10 protein-coding genes are annotated in these 15,402 nt (G+C 71.5%); 3 read left to right on the forward strand and 7 right to left on the reverse strand.

Annotation, left to right across the window (positions count from 1 at the left end):
* Positions 1-91 precede the first annotated feature (91 nt).
* The 5 genes from N8J89_RS05905 to N8J89_RS05925 all read right to left on the reverse strand — a co-directional run bounded on the left by N8J89_RS05905 (position 92) and on the right by N8J89_RS05925 (position 9,288).
* On the reverse strand, positions 92-1,144 hold the full coding sequence (locus tag N8J89_RS05905) for a zinc-binding dehydrogenase (RefSeq protein ID WP_283663338.1): 1,053 nt from the start codon (positions 1,142-1,144) through the stop codon (positions 92-94).
* Positions 1,145-1,168: 24 nt separating this feature from the next.
* Complete coding sequence (locus tag N8J89_RS05910; protein WP_283663339.1) at positions 1,169-2,101, reverse strand: ricin-type beta-trefoil lectin domain protein; 933 nt, start codon at positions 2,099-2,101, stop codon at positions 1,169-1,171.
* Between the two features lie 152 nt (positions 2,102-2,253).
* Positions 2,254-5,544 carry a GH92 family glycosyl hydrolase gene (locus N8J89_RS05915; protein WP_283663340.1) on the reverse strand — a complete coding sequence of 1,097 codons (3,291 nt, stop codon included), beginning with the start codon at positions 5,542-5,544 and terminating at the stop codon, positions 2,254-2,256.
* A 147-nt stretch (positions 5,545-5,691) separates the two neighbouring features.
* Positions 5,692-6,585 carry a DUF3995 domain-containing protein gene (locus N8J89_RS05920; protein ID WP_283663341.1) on the reverse strand — a complete coding sequence of 298 codons (894 nt, stop codon included), beginning with the start codon at positions 6,583-6,585 and terminating at the stop codon, positions 5,692-5,694.
* A gap of 699 nt (positions 6,586-7,284) precedes the next feature.
* On the reverse strand, positions 7,285-9,288 hold the full coding sequence (locus tag N8J89_RS05925) for a prolyl oligopeptidase family serine peptidase (protein WP_283663342.1): 2,004 nt from the start codon (positions 9,286-9,288) through the stop codon (positions 7,285-7,287).
* 86 nt (positions 9,289-9,374) lie between these two features.
* On the opposite strand from N8J89_RS05925, the gene N8J89_RS05930 reads away from it, so the two are divergent.
* Positions 9,375-10,361, forward strand: coding sequence for a TetR/AcrR family transcriptional regulator (locus tag N8J89_RS05930; RefSeq protein ID WP_283663343.1), 987 nt, complete (start codon positions 9,375-9,377; stop codon positions 10,359-10,361).
* Here N8J89_RS05930 and N8J89_RS05935 read toward each other — a convergent pair.
* Both N8J89_RS05935 and N8J89_RS05940 read right to left on the reverse strand, forming a co-directional pair.
* Positions 10,351-11,010 (reverse strand): response regulator, encoded by a 660-nt coding sequence (locus N8J89_RS05935; RefSeq protein ID WP_283663344.1) that lies wholly within the window; start codon positions 11,008-11,010, stop codon positions 10,351-10,353. The two genes, N8J89_RS05930 and N8J89_RS05935, sit on opposite strands and share 11 nt — an antisense overlap.
* Positions 11,007-12,203, reverse strand: a complete 1,197-nt coding sequence (locus N8J89_RS05940) for a sensor histidine kinase (protein ID WP_283663345.1) — start codon at positions 12,201-12,203, stop codon at positions 11,007-11,009. Before N8J89_RS05940 ends, N8J89_RS05935 begins: the two co-directional genes overlap by 4 nt.
* Positions 12,204-12,372: 169 nt before the next feature.
* Between N8J89_RS05940 and N8J89_RS05945 the strand changes: the two genes are divergently transcribed.
* Entirely contained in the window at positions 12,373-13,068 is a 696-nt protein-coding gene (locus tag N8J89_RS05945) for an ABC transporter ATP-binding protein (RefSeq protein WP_252480124.1), read from the forward strand.
* Positions 13,065-15,308, forward strand: a complete 2,244-nt coding sequence (locus tag N8J89_RS05950) for an FtsX-like permease family protein (protein ID WP_283663346.1) — start codon at positions 13,065-13,067, stop codon at positions 15,306-15,308. Before N8J89_RS05945 ends, N8J89_RS05950 begins: the two co-directional genes overlap by 4 nt.
* Positions 15,309-15,402: the final 94 nt, after the last annotated feature.

Raw genomic sequence — 15,402 nt, forward strand, 5'->3', positions numbered from 1 at the left:
GTATCCCTGGCAGACGATACGGGGGAGCGTCCGGCCATCCGGGCGGAACGCCCCTTGGGGCAGTGATCTCCGCATCCTCGCCCGGACCGGGCTAACCGGGTAGCAACACGATCTTGCCGACGTGCCGTCGTTGCAGGAACTGCCGTTGCGCGGCATGCACTTCCGCCAGCGGAAAGGTGGCCGCGACCGGTGGTCGCACGGCGCCCGCCCTGGCGGCGGCGACCAGCTTGGCGAAGTGCGGGCGGGTGTGCATGGACGAGCCGATCAGCCCGATGTTGTGCAGGTACAGCCGTCGCAGGTCGAAGTGGATGGTGGGGCCGGCGACCGCGCCCGCGATCACCCAGCGGCCGTCGTCGCGGAGCAGGGGCAGCAGGTCGTTGACCGCGGCGCCGCCCGCGATGTCGGCCACCGCGTCCAGACCGTCCGGGGCCTGTACGCGGATCTGTTCGGCCAGGTCGCCCGCGTCCCTGGTGACCACGCCGGTGGCGCCGAGGGCGCGGACGTCGGTTTCCTTGGCAGCGGTGGTCATCGCGATCGGGTGCGCGCCGCGCGCGGCCAGCAGCTGCACCAGGGCCGCGCCCACGCCGCCGGAGGCTCCGGTGACCAGCACGGTCTCGCCCGCGCCGATGCCGCCGCGTTCCAGCATGCCCATCGCGGTGCCGTAGGCCACCGGCAGGCAGGCCAACTGGGCGTCGGTGAGCGGGGAGTCGTCGACCTCGTGCGCCCGTTCGGCGCGTACCAGCACGTAGTCGGCGAAACCGCCGTCGGCCTCGCTGCCGAGCAGGCCGACCGGTGGGGCGTGCTCGCCCTCGTCCCGGTACAGCGCGGAGTCCACCAGCACCCGCTGCCCACCGCGCCCAGCGGGCACGTCCGGGCCGGTGGCCTCGATGACGCCGGCGATGTCGCCGCCCTGCACCCTGGGGAAGTCGATCGGGCCGCGCCAGCCGCTGCGCGCGTCCGGATCACCCGGCCGCCCGTAGGCGCCCTCCCTGGTCCAGACGTCGGTGTTGTTCAGCGCCGCGGCGGTGACCCGCACCAGCACCTCGCCGAGGCCAGGCGTCGGCACCGGGTGGTCGCGGCGCAGCTCGAGGGCTTCCGGGCCGCCGTGCCGGGTGAGGACCGCGGCCGTCATGACCTTGTCCATGTCCCCACCCTGGCACAGCCGGGCTCACACCGCGGACTTGAAGGCCCACTTGCTCTCGTTGCCGGAGCACTTGCCCGCCAGCACGTTGCCGCCGGAAGCCCGGTAGCACTTGGTGTTGGACTGCATGTCCGAGATGGTGCCGTTCGGGTTGACCGACCACTGCTGCCTCGGCCCGCCGTCGCACTTGTTCAGCACCACCTTGCCGCTGGAGTCCGCGGTGCAGAGCTTGTTGTGCTCCATGAACGCGCCGTGGAAGCTGAAGCGCTGCGCGGTGGAACCGTTGCAGGCGGCCACCTTCAGCGCGGTGCCCGGCTTGGTGCTGTCGCCGGGGTTCTCCAGGCACTGGCCGGTCGCGGTGTTCTTGTACTCGCCGACGGTGGTCTTCGGCTTGGCGCCGCCGTAGCACTCGCCGGTGCTGGTGTTGAAGATCGGCGTCGGGTCGACCTGCAGGTCCGACGGCGGGTTGATGATCGAGTCCTCCATCACCGGCTTGCCGTCCGGGTGGTAGTTGGTCAGCGCGTCCTCGCAGTCGATGGCGTTCATCGCGTTGCCGCCCTTGCCGCCGATCCACAGGTCGAAGTGCCACAGCCTCGGGCCGCCGTTGGGGCCCTGGCCATCCCATTCCTGGTTGCAGGCCGAGCAGTCGTCCTCCATGACGAAGTACTTCTTCACCCTGGGCACCCAGACCTTGGTGCCGGGCTTGAGCTCCTTCTTCGAGGTGGCCAGGGTGATCGGGTCGGCGTAGGTGCCCTTGCCGCCCGCGGTCTTGTGGATCTGCGGATAGGCGATGGCCCCGCCGGGCGGGGTGTTGTCCCACCAGCCGTAGAAGGTGAAGAAGACCTTCTGCGCGGCGGCGGGTGCGGCCCGGGTGGCCGGTTCGGCTTGCGCCGCGCCGATTCCGAGCAGGCTCAACAACATCAGGCCGAGGGTGGACACCGACAACAGGCGACTGCGCATGGCTACTCCGCGGGGGTCCGGTGGCGTCGGCGGCGGTGCTGATGAGCGTCCCGCGCCCGGACCCGGCGGACAACCAGGGTTAGGTAGGTTTCTTAACAATTTGCGGGCGGAAAGAAGGGGCTTTCCGGACGAACCGGAAAGCCCCTCTCTCGTCAGACCGCGGCCAGCGCGAAGACGTGCAGTCCGCTGTTGCGCGGGAAGGTGATGCTGGCGATCTGCTTGCCTTCCGGCGCGGCGAAGGGCTTGGTGGCCAGGATGTGCGTGGGCACCTCCTGCTTGCCGCCGATCCCGTTGCGGTACGGGGTCTTGGCCACGATCACGTTCTCGTACATCAGGCTGCCGCCACCGCCGCCCAGGGTCCAGTCGCTGAAGCCCAGGTCGTAGGTCCCGGTGCTACCGTCGGTGTAGGTGACCGTGCCCGGCGCGGTGCGGCTGCCGTTGATCGCACTGCCCACAAAGGACAGTCGGCTGACCGGGGTGGCCAGGTTGACGGTCTGGCCGTTGGCCGCGATGTTGTCCGGGCGGCCGAACGGCTCGTCCGGCCAGCGGAAGCCCAGCCCGTGCACGGTGCCGGGCTGACCGGCCACCAGGCCCGCGGCGGCCAGCGCCTGCTTGGAGTAGCTGTAGCCGCCGCCGTCGAAGTTGGCCTCCTCGTGCGTGCCCGGGTCGTCGGAGACCCCGGTGTTGTCCAGCGCGGCGAACCAGGTGCCCGGCGCGGCCACCTTCACGGTGAGCCGGCGGGTGATGGTCTTGCCGCCGCTGACCGTGACCGTGGCGGTGACCGGGTGGTAGCCCTGACCGGCGGACTCGGCGGTGATCGCGAACCCGGCCTTGCCCACGCCGTCCTTGATCGGCACCGTGCCGGAGCTGGGCTCGATCTTCAGTCCGGCCGCCGGCGCGACGGAGTACCGGACCTCCGGCTGCGCGCCGGAGAGGTGGTAGACGCTCACCTCGGCCTTGACCGTGCCGCCCGGTGTGGTCGCCAGGTGGTCCGGGCCGACGCCGATCTGGTACGGCTGCTCACCATCGCGCCAGGACGGCGGCGCGTCCGAAGGCGCTGCGCCCCAAGCGGTGTTCGGTTTGGTGTCCATTGTGTACTCGAGGAGACCGCCGCGCTGCACGAAGGACTCGGGCAGCCACGGCTTGGTGCTGCGCTGCCCGTTCACCCGCAGCTGCTGGATGTAGGGCGCGTCCGGCGCGGCGCCCTTGGCCACGATGGTGATGTCCTTGCCGCGGTCCCGGTTGATCCGGGCGATCGGGAACAGCGGGCTGGACAGCACCAGCTCGGCGCGCGAGGGCACCTGCGGGTACATGCCGAGGGTGGCGAAGACGTACCAGGAGGACATCGCGCCGAGGTCGTCGTTGCCGGGGATGCCGCCGGGGGCGGTGGTCCACAGCGTGTTCACCACCTCGCGGACGGTCTGCTGCGCCTTGTGCGGCGCGCCGGTGTAGTTGTAGAGGTAGGGCACGTTGACCGAGGGCTCGTTGTCCATTTCGGACTTCTCGTCGCCGGACTTGCTCAGCGCCCAGCTGCCGTCGGCATTGTGGAAGAACTCGTCCAGCCGCTGGTTCACCTTGGCAGGGCCGCCCATGGCCTGGGTCAGCCCGGCCACGTTGTGCTGCACCATCCAGGTGTACTGCGCGCTGCTGCCCTCCACGAACCCGTCACCGGTGCCGGGGGTGAAGTTCGGCGTCCAGCCGCCGTCGGCGTGCCGGTTGCGGATGTAGCCGCCGGTGGCGTGCGCAGCCGGGTCGAAGTTGTTCTGCCACCACTGCGCGCGTTCGGTGAAGGTCTTCGCGGTTGCCTTGTCGCCCAAGCGATCCGCGAGCTGGGCCAGCGCGAAGTCGGTGGTGGAGATCTCCAGCGTCTCGGCCGCGCCGCCCCAGGCGTTGGACACCGAGGGCATGTAGTTGTGCTTGAGGTACTTGTCCAGCGAGGGCCGCTGACCGACCGACATCACGTTCCAGCCGTCCCGCTTGAGGTCCAGCGCGGTGGGCACGGTGGCCGCCTTGACCAGTGACCGCAACGAGGTCCGCGCGTCGAAGTCGGTGCCGCCGAAGGCGTGGATGCCCGCGATGGCGGGCGCGGCCGGGTCGCCGTTCATCACGTGCGTGCCACCGTTGTTGTGCGTCCAGCGGTCCCAGACCCCGCCGTTGCGCTGGGCCTGGTTGAGCAGCGACTGCGCGATGTCGGAGCCGATCTTGGGTTCCAGCAGGGTGAGCAGCTGGACCTGGGAGCGGTAGACGTCCCAGCCGGAGAAGGTGCCGTACTGCGCGTGCTGACCGGGCACCGGCCGGTGCACCTTGCCGTCCATGCCCGCGTACTCGCCGTTGACGTCGCTGAAGACGTTGGGGTGCAACAGGGAGTGGTAGAGCGCGGTGTAGAACTTCCGCCGGTCCGCCTCGCTGCCGCCACCGACCTGGATCTTGCGCAGCTGCCGGGTCCAGGCTTCCCGGGCGGCCGCCGCGACCTCCTCCACCGCGGCCCGACGCGGGTTCTCCGCGCGCAGGTTGGCCTTGGCGTTGTCCAGGCTGACGTAGGAGATGCCGACCCGGACGTTGGTGCTGGTGCTCTTGGCGGTGTCGAAGCCGAGGTAGGCGCCGGATCCCTTGCCCACCACCGGCCAGCCGTTGGTGCCGTAGGTGGTGCCGCCGGTGGCGGTGGTCGCGCCGGGGTTCAGCTTGTCGTCCTGCCAGGTGCCCACCGAGCTGAACGGCTGGTCGAACTCGGCGACGAAGTGCAGCCTGTAGTAGGAGCGGCGGCCCTCCTTGTCCAGGTAGCCGCAGAAGTTCCCGCTGGTCACCGACCCGGTGACGGTCCGGGCAGCTGGGTCCACCGACACACTCGCGTCCGAGGACCCGACCTGGGAGTTGGCGGTGCGCACCAGCAGCGCGGCGGGCTTGCCCGCCGGGAAGGTGAACCGCCCCGCGCCACTGCGCAGGGTCGCGGACAGGTCGGCCCTGGCCCCGGAGTCCAGGGTCACCGAGTAGCGCCCGGCCTTGGCGGACTCGTTGGCGTGGCTGAAGGTGCTCGCGTACACCTCGTCCTTGCCGTCCAGCGCGGGCGAGCTGCTCACCTGACCCACGTGCGGGAAGAACGGGATGTCCCCCGACCCACCGGCACACCCGGTGCCGGACATGTGCGTCAGGCTGAACCCGCGGATCTTGGTCGCGTCGTAGTGGTAGCCGCCGGGCGCGGCGGTGCGGGTGGCGTTGCCCTTGGTGTTCTCCGGGCTCCAGGACAGCATGCCGAAGGGCAGCACCGCACCGGGGAAGACGTTGCCCAGGTTCTTGGTCCCGATCAACGGATCGACGTAGGCCGCCGGATCGCCCGCCAACCGGAACCCGCTCGCGTCGAGCGGATCGGCCGAGGCCGTCCCGCCGACCGTTCCCAGCACCAGCACGGCGGTCACCGCACCGGCCAGAGCCCGTGTCCTTCTCACCTGTCCGACCCCATTCGCAAGACGTGCGCAGACAACGTTGACAAACGGTGCTTGGCGGCGCGTCAGAACGTACGTGCAGGTGAGAGGCGTGTGAAGAGAAGAGGGAGGAACCTGTCCGATTCTGGCCGACAACCTTGACCAGGCGTCCTACGAACGGACTACCGCACCCGGCGACCGGACTGGACCACGCAGCACAAGCCGCAGCAACGCCACCCCCAGCACCAGCCACAGCGGCGACCACAACCCCAGATCCCACCCCGCGTACCAGCGGGCCTCAGCCGAAGCCGTTCCGAACAAGGTCACCAGCGCCCCCGACACCCCGGTAACCCCACGCACGAACAGGAACGCGACCGCCAGCCAGGCGGGCCCCAGCAACAGCCACCGCGGCAGGCGCTCCCGCCACGAGGTGGCCAGCGCCAGGATCACCAGCACCCCGACCCCCGCGATCAGCACCGTCAGGATGTGCACCACCAGCGCCGTCGGGTTGTCCCCCAGCAACAACTCCCGGTCCGCCCCACCCAGCGGCGTCTCCGCCATCAGCACATCCGACCCCAGCGCCCAAGCCAGCTTCATCGCGCCATAGGGCACCGCACACGCCAGCGCCACCCAGGCCGCCCCCGGCAACACCGGCCGCCAGTACCGCACCACGAACCGCCACACCAGCCACGGCCACACCAGCACCACCAACGGCAACTGCACCCACCCGGTCCACACCCCGCGCACCGACAGCAGCACCACTCCCGCGGCCATGGCCGCCAGCGTCAACACCAGCGCACCGAGCACGACCCAGCGCGCCACCGGCCCCCAGCCCCGCAAGGTCGCCAGCACAATCCCAGCGGCGAACACCCCCAGCCCGGCATTCCCCAGCTGCAACAGCCAGACCTCGCCGGAACCCCAGGCCGAGGAGTCCGCCCCAACCATTCCGGGCAGGCCAACCCGGCCGATGGCCGCCATGTAGACCTTTTCGCCGGCGTAGAACAGCATCTGCGCCGCCACCACCAGCGCGGCCCAACGCTCCCAGCGCGTCCGATCCCGGTTCATGGCCACACCATGCACCGGCACTCGCCGAGCAGCCTCCCGATCACGAGGGATCGAACTCCCCCATGAGAGGGAAACCCCGGGCGCGGCGGGTCTTTGCCTTTGATCGCAACGGAGCGGCCGGTCTGGGTGGTTCTGCTTCGACGGCCTGGAAAAAACACACCAGCCCTGTCAAGCGCCCCACGTTCCAGCCAACCGTCACAAACCGCTGGGACCGGGGCGCTTGACAGGGCTGGTTTGGTTTTGGAAGGCCGTCGAAGCAGAACCACCCAGACCCCGCGGAACCACCCACGCTGCTGAAAGCGCGCCAACACAAACTCGCACTGGTCTGCGACTCATCTCGCTGCCTTTGATCTTCCCCCCTGCTTTGATGGTCTGCCCGTCCGGCGAGGACATTCTTTTCGCTTTTAAAAAACCAAAAGAATGTCCTCGCCGGACGGGCAGACCCCCGGAGGGGTGTGACAAGTCAAAAGCCGGTCGAGCAGGTTGCGGGGCGGGGCAGGTTGCCGACTCAAGACCCAGCGTGCTCGCGACCCTCTCGTCTTCTCCGCACGACCTTCCGACAGCAAACCACATCTCTCCACCCGGCCCCCGTCACGTTGGGCGGGGCGGGCGGCGGCAGGTTGCAGGGGCCGGGTGGAGAGATGCGGTCAGCAGTCTCCAGGCCGTACGGAGAAGACGAGAGGCCCGCTTTGTGGGTTTTCACCCCCGGGGCATCAGCGTGATCCCCAGCTCCCGCATGACGAAGGCCAGCCATTCCGCCTGCAACTCAGCCGCGATCCGGGGATCCAAACTCCCGTGCCCCACCGCCGTCCACACCCGCAGCAGCACCGGATGCGCGCTGCTGCTCGCCTCCCGCAGCGCGGCCACGAACCGCCGGGCCTGCTGTGGCGGGCAGCCGATGTCGCTGTTGCCCACCACCACGAACACCGCCGGATACCGCACCCCGGGCCGGATGTTCTGGCACGGCGAGTACCGGGCCATCACCGCCGCGTCCGCCGGGTCCGCTGGGTTGCCGTAGTCCAGTTCGTACACCGAGCGGATCATCTCCGCGCCCGGGCCGTCGGGCACCGGGGTGAGCACGTCCAGTACCGGCATGGTTGGCACCACCGCTCGCCACAGCTCGGGCTGCTGGGTCACTGCCACGCCAGCGAGTAGGCCGCCGTTCGAGGAGCCTTGGAAGGCAAGGGTTTCTGGGGTCGCGGTGCCTTGGCGGACCAGGTCCTCGGCGACCGCGTGGAGGTCGTCGAAGGTGTTCTGCTTGTGCTGGCGGCGGGCCGACTCGTACCACTCGCGGCCGTATTCGCTGCCGCCGCGCAGGTTCGCGTGCACGTAGATCCCGCCTGAGCGCAGCCACGGGGTCAACGCGCCCAGAAACGTTGGCAGCTTGGGGATGTTGAAGCCGCCGTAGGCACTCACCAGGGTCGGCTGAGCCTCGGTGCGGTTCAGGTCGGTGCGGGCCAGCAGGTAGTACGGGACCCGGGTGCCGTCGGCTGAGGTGGCGAAGTGCTGTTCGACGGTGATGTCGTCCAGGGAGTCGCCCTGTGCCAGCACATCCAGCGCACCGGTCTCGGGGTGCAGCTCGTAGGTGGTGTCGCTGGTGGTGAAACTGCTTGCGCTGAAAGCGAAAGCCTCCGTGCCGGTGGGCAGGCGGGACAGTATGGTCAGCTGCATGCTGGCGCTGGCCAACGGCAACGCGGCCGTCGCCACCGGTGCGCCGTCCAGGGTGTAGCTGCGGATGTCCAGGGACACGTCGTTCAGCGCGGTCACCACCAGGTGCTCGCCCAGCCGGTACAGGCTGCGCAGCACCAGGTCGCTCGCTGGGATCAGCTCCTGCCAGGTGGCCGGGTCGGTCGAGGTCGCCACCGGGATGCGGACCACTCGGCCGCGCGGGGTGTCGGTGCTGATCGCGACATAGGTCTGCTCGTCCAGCCAGTCGCCGTGGAGTTCGCCGTGGAAGTCCTCGGGCGCGAAGCGGCGGAACTCGCCGGTGGCGGTGTCGGCGATCATTGTGGCCAGGTGCTCGTGCGGTGCGGTGACCGCCAGCACCCGGCCGCCGCCGGGGGAGACCTGGGGCACCACGGACAGCGAGGTCGGCGGGATGCCGGGCACCGCCCAGGTCGCCTCCTGGCCGCCGGTCACCGGGACGAACCGGAGGGTGTGCCCGCCGGTCTCGCCGCGTCCGGCCAGGAAGAAGCCGGTGCTGTCCGGCAGCCAGGCCGGGCGGATCAGGTTGCCCTGCATCGCGGGCACTGCCACCGGCAGTCGCGCGCCGGAGTCCACCTCGACCACCAGGAACTGGCCGAACGGGTCCCCGCCCGCCGCCGCGCTGAAGGCCAGCAGGCGGCCGTCGGGGCTGGGCTCCGGGTAGATCAGCGTGGTGGCCCGGTCGTCGCCGCGCTCGGCGGTCAGCGCGGCCGCGTCCACCAGCACCTGGCCCGGCGCGTCCCGGTCCTCGGCCACCCGGATGGCCTGCGCGGTGCCGTCCTCGTTGCGGTCCAGCCAGAACCAGCGGCCGGCCACCTTCCGCCGGTCGGCCAGCGCCCCGGCCAGCTGACCGGCCATCAGCGGGGCGATCTCCTCGACCAGCTCGGCGAAGCCCGGGAAGTCCCGCGCCGCCCCCATTGCCTTGCTGACCTGCTGTTCCTGCCAGGCCCGCACCTCGTCCGTGTCCGCGTTCAGCCATGTATAGGCGTCCGTGGTCACAGCCCCTCACCCTCTTCCGGAATATTTCAGATGTTGCTATCATCTGGATGGTGAGAGTATTTCGTTGAGTGGCTAGGGTTTGTCAAGTGGCCAGACTGACAAGGGCGGAGCTGCAAGAACTCAACCGCGCCAAGATCCTGGACGCGGCCAGGGCCGAGTTCGCCGAGCGCGGCTACCGGGACGCCAAGATCGACGACATCGCGGACCGGGCCGGGCTGACCAGGGGCGCGGTCTACTCCAACTTCCCGGGCAAGCGCGCGCTCTACTTCGCGGTGCTGGCCGGGGCCGCCCTCGGCGACCGGGGCGCGCCGGAACCGGTGGACGGCAGCGTGCGCGGCGCGCTGGCCGGCTTCGCCCGGTCCTGGCTGGCCCGCACCGCCAACCCGGAACTGCTCGGCGAGGTGCTCGCCGAGGAGGACACCAGGGGCGTCTACGCGCAGCTGCTGGAGATCCAGTCCGTGCTGTTCGGGCCGCTGCTGTGCGCGGGCGAGGGCGACCGGGGCGAGCGGCGGGCCCGGCTCGCGCTGACCGTGCTGCACGGGGCCAACCAGCTGGCCACGCTGGCCCCGGAGTTCGTGGCCGAGGACGCGGTGGTCGCCGCCTGCGCCCAGCTGGCCGACCTGCCGGCCGCCGACACCTGGCGGCCCCCGGCCGACCTGCCGCCGGTGACCAGGCCGAACCTGGCCTGGCCGGAGCTGATCGCGGTCTGCACCGTGCACGCCACCCCGATCGAGCTCAACGCCGACGGGCTGATCCTCTTCCTCGGCCCCGACCGGCTCGGCGCGGTCGAGGACCTGGTGCGCGGCACCGACGAGCCGGTGACGGTGGTCGCCGGTGCGCTGGGCTCCTCGGAGCTGCGGCTGCTGGCCGGGCTCACCCTGGCCGGCTTCGGGCACAACCTGCGGGCCGCGGGCGGCGGCCCCGGCCAGGTCAAGGTGGTCTGCGACGCCAGCGCGCCGTCCATCGCGGAGCGGCTCGGCGTGACCGGGCCGGAGACCGCGGTCCGGGTCGAGAACGCCCGGATCACCGCCCGCGCGGACGGTCCGGGAGCGGGCTACGCGCTCACTCGTTGAGCAGACCGGCCCGCCACGCCCAGGCGGCGATCTCCACCCGGTTCCGCGCGCCCAGCTTGGCCTGCACCGAGGCCAGGTGCGTCTTCACCGTGGACAGCGACAGGAACAGCTCCGCGCCGATCTCGGTGTTGGTCAGCCCGCGCGCGGCCGCGCGCACCACGTCCAGCTCGCGGTCGGTCAGCGGCTCGGACGGCTGCTCCGACTTCGGCTTGCCGGTGCCGGTCTTGTTGAAGTGCTCCAGCATGCGCACGGTGATCTGCGGCGAGATCAGCGCGTCCCCGCGCACCGCCGCCCGCACCGCCTCCACCAGCAGCGCCGGACCGGCGTCCTTGAGCAGGAAGCCGCTGGCGCCGTAGCCGAGCGCGGTGTGCACGTACTCGTCCAGGTCGAAGGTGGTCACCACGACGACCTTGATCGGGTCGGTCACGCCGGGGCCGCACAGCTGCTTGGTGACCTCCAGCCCGTCGATGCCGGGCATCCGGATGTCCATCAGGCACACGTCCGGCCGCAGCTGCCGCGCCTGCTGCACCGCGCTGATGCCGTCCGGCACGTCGGCGACCACCTCGATGTCCGGCTGGGCCTCCAGGATCATCCGGAACCCGACCCGCACCATCTCCTGGTCGTCGGCGATCAACACCCGAATCGTCACCGCGTTGCCTCCCGCACCGGCAGCCAGGCGTGCACCTCCCAGCCACCGGACAGCCTCGGCCCGGCGCTGAACCGGCCGCCCAACAGCTCAACCCGTTCCCGCATTCCGACCAGACCGTAGCCCCCCGACCCGCCCGCGGGCGCGGCGGAGGACCCCTTGCCGTCGTCGGTGACCCTGATGTGCACCATCTCGTCCGCGGTGGACACGGCCACCCGCACCGCGGTCAGCCCGACCGCGTGCTTCTGCGTGTTGGTCAGCGACTCCTGCACCACCCGCAGCACCGAGCGGGCCAGCTCCACCGACAGCGTGCGCGGCAGGTCCAGGGTCAGGTACACCGGCATCCCGGCCCCGGCCGCGTCGTCGACCACCTTGCGGATGTCGGCCACCGGGTCGGTGGTGGCCGCGTCGCTGGCGCCGGCCTCACCGACCATCTGGGAGTCGCGCAGGCTGCTCACCAGCGAGCGCATCGCGGTCAGCGCGTCCACCCCGGCCCGCTCGATGTAGGGCAGCACCCGTTGCGCGGCAAGCGGATCCTGCTCCGCCACCACCTGCGCCGCCTGGGCCTGCACCACGATCCCGGTGACGTGGTGCGCGACCACGTCGTGCAGCTCACGGGCCAGCGCCAGCCGCTCGTCCTGCTGCGCGGAGTTGATCGCCGAGCGCACCGTCCGGCTGCGGTCGGCGTCCCTGGCCCGGAAGTACACCCCGGTGCCGATGGACAGCAGCAGCAACATGCCCGGCACGGCCACCGAGGCCAGCGTGTCGAACAGGTTGCCGCCCGGCCGCACCACCCCGGAGACGATGCCCGCGAACACGATCCCGGCCACCGCGACGGTGGCCCTCGGCGGCGAGGCCTGCCGCACCACGGTGGCGATCAGCGCCATCCCGGCCGCGGTCTCCACCGGTCCCATGCCGGAGACCGCGTCCCAGTGGGTCACCCCGGTGTAGCGCAGCGCCAGGCTCAGGCCGAGCTCGGTGCACACCACGATCAGCGCGGACTCCACCGGCCGCCGCGGCGCCACCACCGCGATCAGCGCGACCAGCGCGTCGGCCAGCCAGGCCAGCAGCAGCACTTCCCCGTTGCGCGAGCTCGCCGCGTAGCTGAGCTCCACCAGCAGCATGAACCCGAGCGCGCCCGCGATCGGCCACTGCCGCCGCAACAACGGCCGCCAGCCGGTCAACGTGGTGTCCACAGTGGAACACCGTACGTGTTCGGCCCGCGCGCGCACCTCGGCCGGGTGGCCACCCCGCACCTCGGCCGATCGGCCGAGGACGGCCGGGCACGCCTGACCCGCTGGCCGAAGTCACCACGGCCGAACTCGGACAGTCTCGTTCCTCGTCAGGTCTAACGAGGAGGACACGTTGACGGTTCCGGGATTCGGCGCGCAGCCGGTGCTCACCGGCCATCACCTCATCAAGCGCTACGGGCAGACCCACGCCCTGGCCGGGGTGGACATCTCGATCGCCCCCGGCGAGGTGGTCGCGATCATCGGACCGTCCGGGTCGGGCAAGTCGACCCTGCTGCACGTGCTGGCCGGCATCCTGCCCGCCGACGACGGCGTGGTGATGCTGGACGGCAAGCGGATCGACCAGTTCGGCGAGACCGAGCGCAGCAAGCTGCGCCGCTCCGCCTTCGGCTTCGTCTTCCAGGCCGGGATGCTGGTGGGGGAGCTGACCGCGGAGGAGAACGCGGCGCTGCCCATGCTGCTCGCGGGCGCGCCCAAGGACCAGGCGCTGAGCGCGGCCAGGGAGTGGCTGACCCGGCTGGGCCTGGCCGGGATGGAGGGCCGTCGTCCCGGTGAGCTCTCCGGCGGGCAGGCGCAGCGGGTGGCCATCGCCCGCGCGCTGGCGCACCGGCCGCGGGTGATCTTCGCTGACGAGCCGACCGGCGCGCTGGACTCGCGCACCTCGGACGAGACCATCGGCGCGCTGCTGGCCGCGGCCAAGGACTCCGGCGCCGCGGTGGTCATCGTCACGCACGACCCGACCGTGGCCGCCCGTGCCGAGCGCGTGGTGGAGATCCGGGACGGGCTGATCGCCAGGCGGGTCGCCGCGTGAATCCGTTCCAGCTCGCCCTGCGGGTGTTCCGCGCGGACAAGCGCAGCCTCGTCTCCGCCGTGTGCACCCTGTTCGGCGTCGCCATCGCGGTGACCCTGGTCTCCTGGCTGGCCGCCGTGCCCGGCGCGCTGGACGCCAGGGCCGCGCACGAGGCGTGGCGCTCGCCCGGCCCTGCCGACAGCGTCGAAGCCGCCACTGTCCTGGTCAAGAACAGCGAGGACCGGGTGCGGGACAAGACCATCGTCCGGGTCGACGTCGCCGCGCTCACCCCGAACGCCCCGGCCGCGCCCGGCCTGCTCCGGGTCCCGCAGCCGGGCGAGGTGCTGCTGTCCCCGGCACTGGCCGCGCTGGCCAGGGACCTGCCAGCCGACCACCTGGCCAAACGCTTCCAGGGCAAGGTGATCGGCGAACTGGGCGACCAGGCGCTGGTCCACCCCGGCGAACTGGTCGCGGTGGTCGGGCACAGCCAGCAGACCCTGTCCGAGTACGACGCCTACCCCGCGGCCGGCCTGGTGCCGACCCGTGAGCCACAGCCCGAGTTCATCCTGCTGCTGCTCTCCCAGGTCGGCCTGGTCGTGCTGGTGGTGCCCAGCCTGGTGCTGATCGCCTCCTCGGCCCGGCTCACCGCGGCCCGCCGGGAACGCCGCCTGGCCGCGCTCCGGCTGGCCGGGGCGACCCCAGCGCAGGTGGTCGCGATCACGGTGGCGGAGATCGCGATCGCCACCGTGCTGGGCACCCTGCTCGGCCTGTTGCTCGGCCCGCTGGCCAGGGGACTGACCACCCAGCTGCCGTGGAACGGCGGCACCTGGTTCGCCGCCGACCTGGAACCCAGCTGGCTGCTCAGCCTCGGCATCGCGGTCGGCACCCCGCTGCTGGTGGTCGGCGCGGCCGTGTTCGGCCTGCGCCGGGTGCTCACCCAGCCGCTCGGCGCGGCCCAGCAGCACGGCCGCAAGGCGCCCAGCGCGTGGCGGCTGCTCATCCTGGTGGGCGCGGGCGTGGCCTTCGCCGGGGGCATCAGCATCGCCAGCAGCACCGGCGGCACCTCGGTGCTGATCGGCGCGCTGGCCGCGATCGCGCTGGCCGCCTCGGTGGTCGGCCCGTGGATGACCTCGGTGGTCGGCCGGATCTTCACCAAGTTCTGGCGCCGCCCGTCCACCCTGCTGGCCGGCCGCCGCCTGCGCGATGACCCCAAGGCCGCCTACCGGGCCGCCTCCGGCGTGGTGCTCGCGGTGTTCACCGGCTGCCTGGCGCTGACCGTGCTGCCCTCGCTGGAGAGCAAGGTGGACCAACGAGTTTGGGGCCCGTGGAAGGAGGGCGTGCTCTACACCACGGTCTCCGCCGAGGAGGCGCCCACCGCCGCCGAACGGCTGCGGGCAGAGCTGGCCAAGCGCGGGGTGAACAGCCCGGTCGGCGTGGCCGCGCAGGGCAACCTGCGGGACAGCGCGGACAACCACGTCGGCCGCGCGATCGTGCTCGGCTGCGCGGACGCGGCCCGGCTGATGTGGCTGGAGATCGGCCAGTGCGGCGGTCAGCCCGGCGTCCGGATCGGCAAGGGCGCGAAGCTGCCCCCCGGTCCGCTGCAGTTCGCCTCCTACAGCAGCAAGGGCGAGTCGCGCACCCCGCTGCCCGCGCGCCCCGTGGTGCACCAGATGGCCGGGTCCACCGACAAGGCCGACCGGATCATGCTGATCGACCCCGAGGTGATCCCCAGCGGCGCCCAGCTCAACGGCTACACGCTGACCGTGCAGACCAGCCCGGCCAACGCGGAGCTGGTGCGCACCCTGCTGATCGAGCAGGTGCCCGGCGGCCGGGTCGGCTCACTGGAGGCCCAGCAGGGCCGCGACGGCATGCAGGTCGCGGACATGCGCCGGATCGCGATGATCGGCCTGATCATCGCGGGCCTGCTCGGCGGCATCAGCGCCGCCATCACCGCCGCGGGCGCGGTGGTCGACCGCAGGCGCACGCTGGCCGCGCTGATCGCCGCGGGCACCCCGGTGCGGGTGCTGGCCAGGGCACTGCGCACGGAGGCGGCGCTGCCGTCACTGGTGGCCACGCTGGGCGCGGGCATCGCCGGACTGGTGGTCGGAGCTGGACTGATGACCATCGCCGGGGCCCCGCTGACGCTCAACCTGTGGCTGGTCACACCACTGGTCGTCGGCTTCGGCGTCGCGGTGGTCGCCGCGTCCGCCTGCGGCCCGCTGCTGCGCCGGATCTCTCCTCAGGCCTACGCCGAGGAGTAGCACCTCGGCCGTTCGGCCAGTCCGCCGACTGGCCGAACGGTCGGGGTCGGTATGGCTCAACGGCCGATCCGGACTCGGGGTCTACCAGCGCAAA

The sequence above is a fragment of the Crossiella sp. CA-258035 genome, from assembly GCF_030064675.1.
In the GTDB taxonomy this organism is placed as follows: domain Bacteria; phylum Actinomycetota; class Actinomycetes; order Mycobacteriales; family Pseudonocardiaceae; genus Crossiella.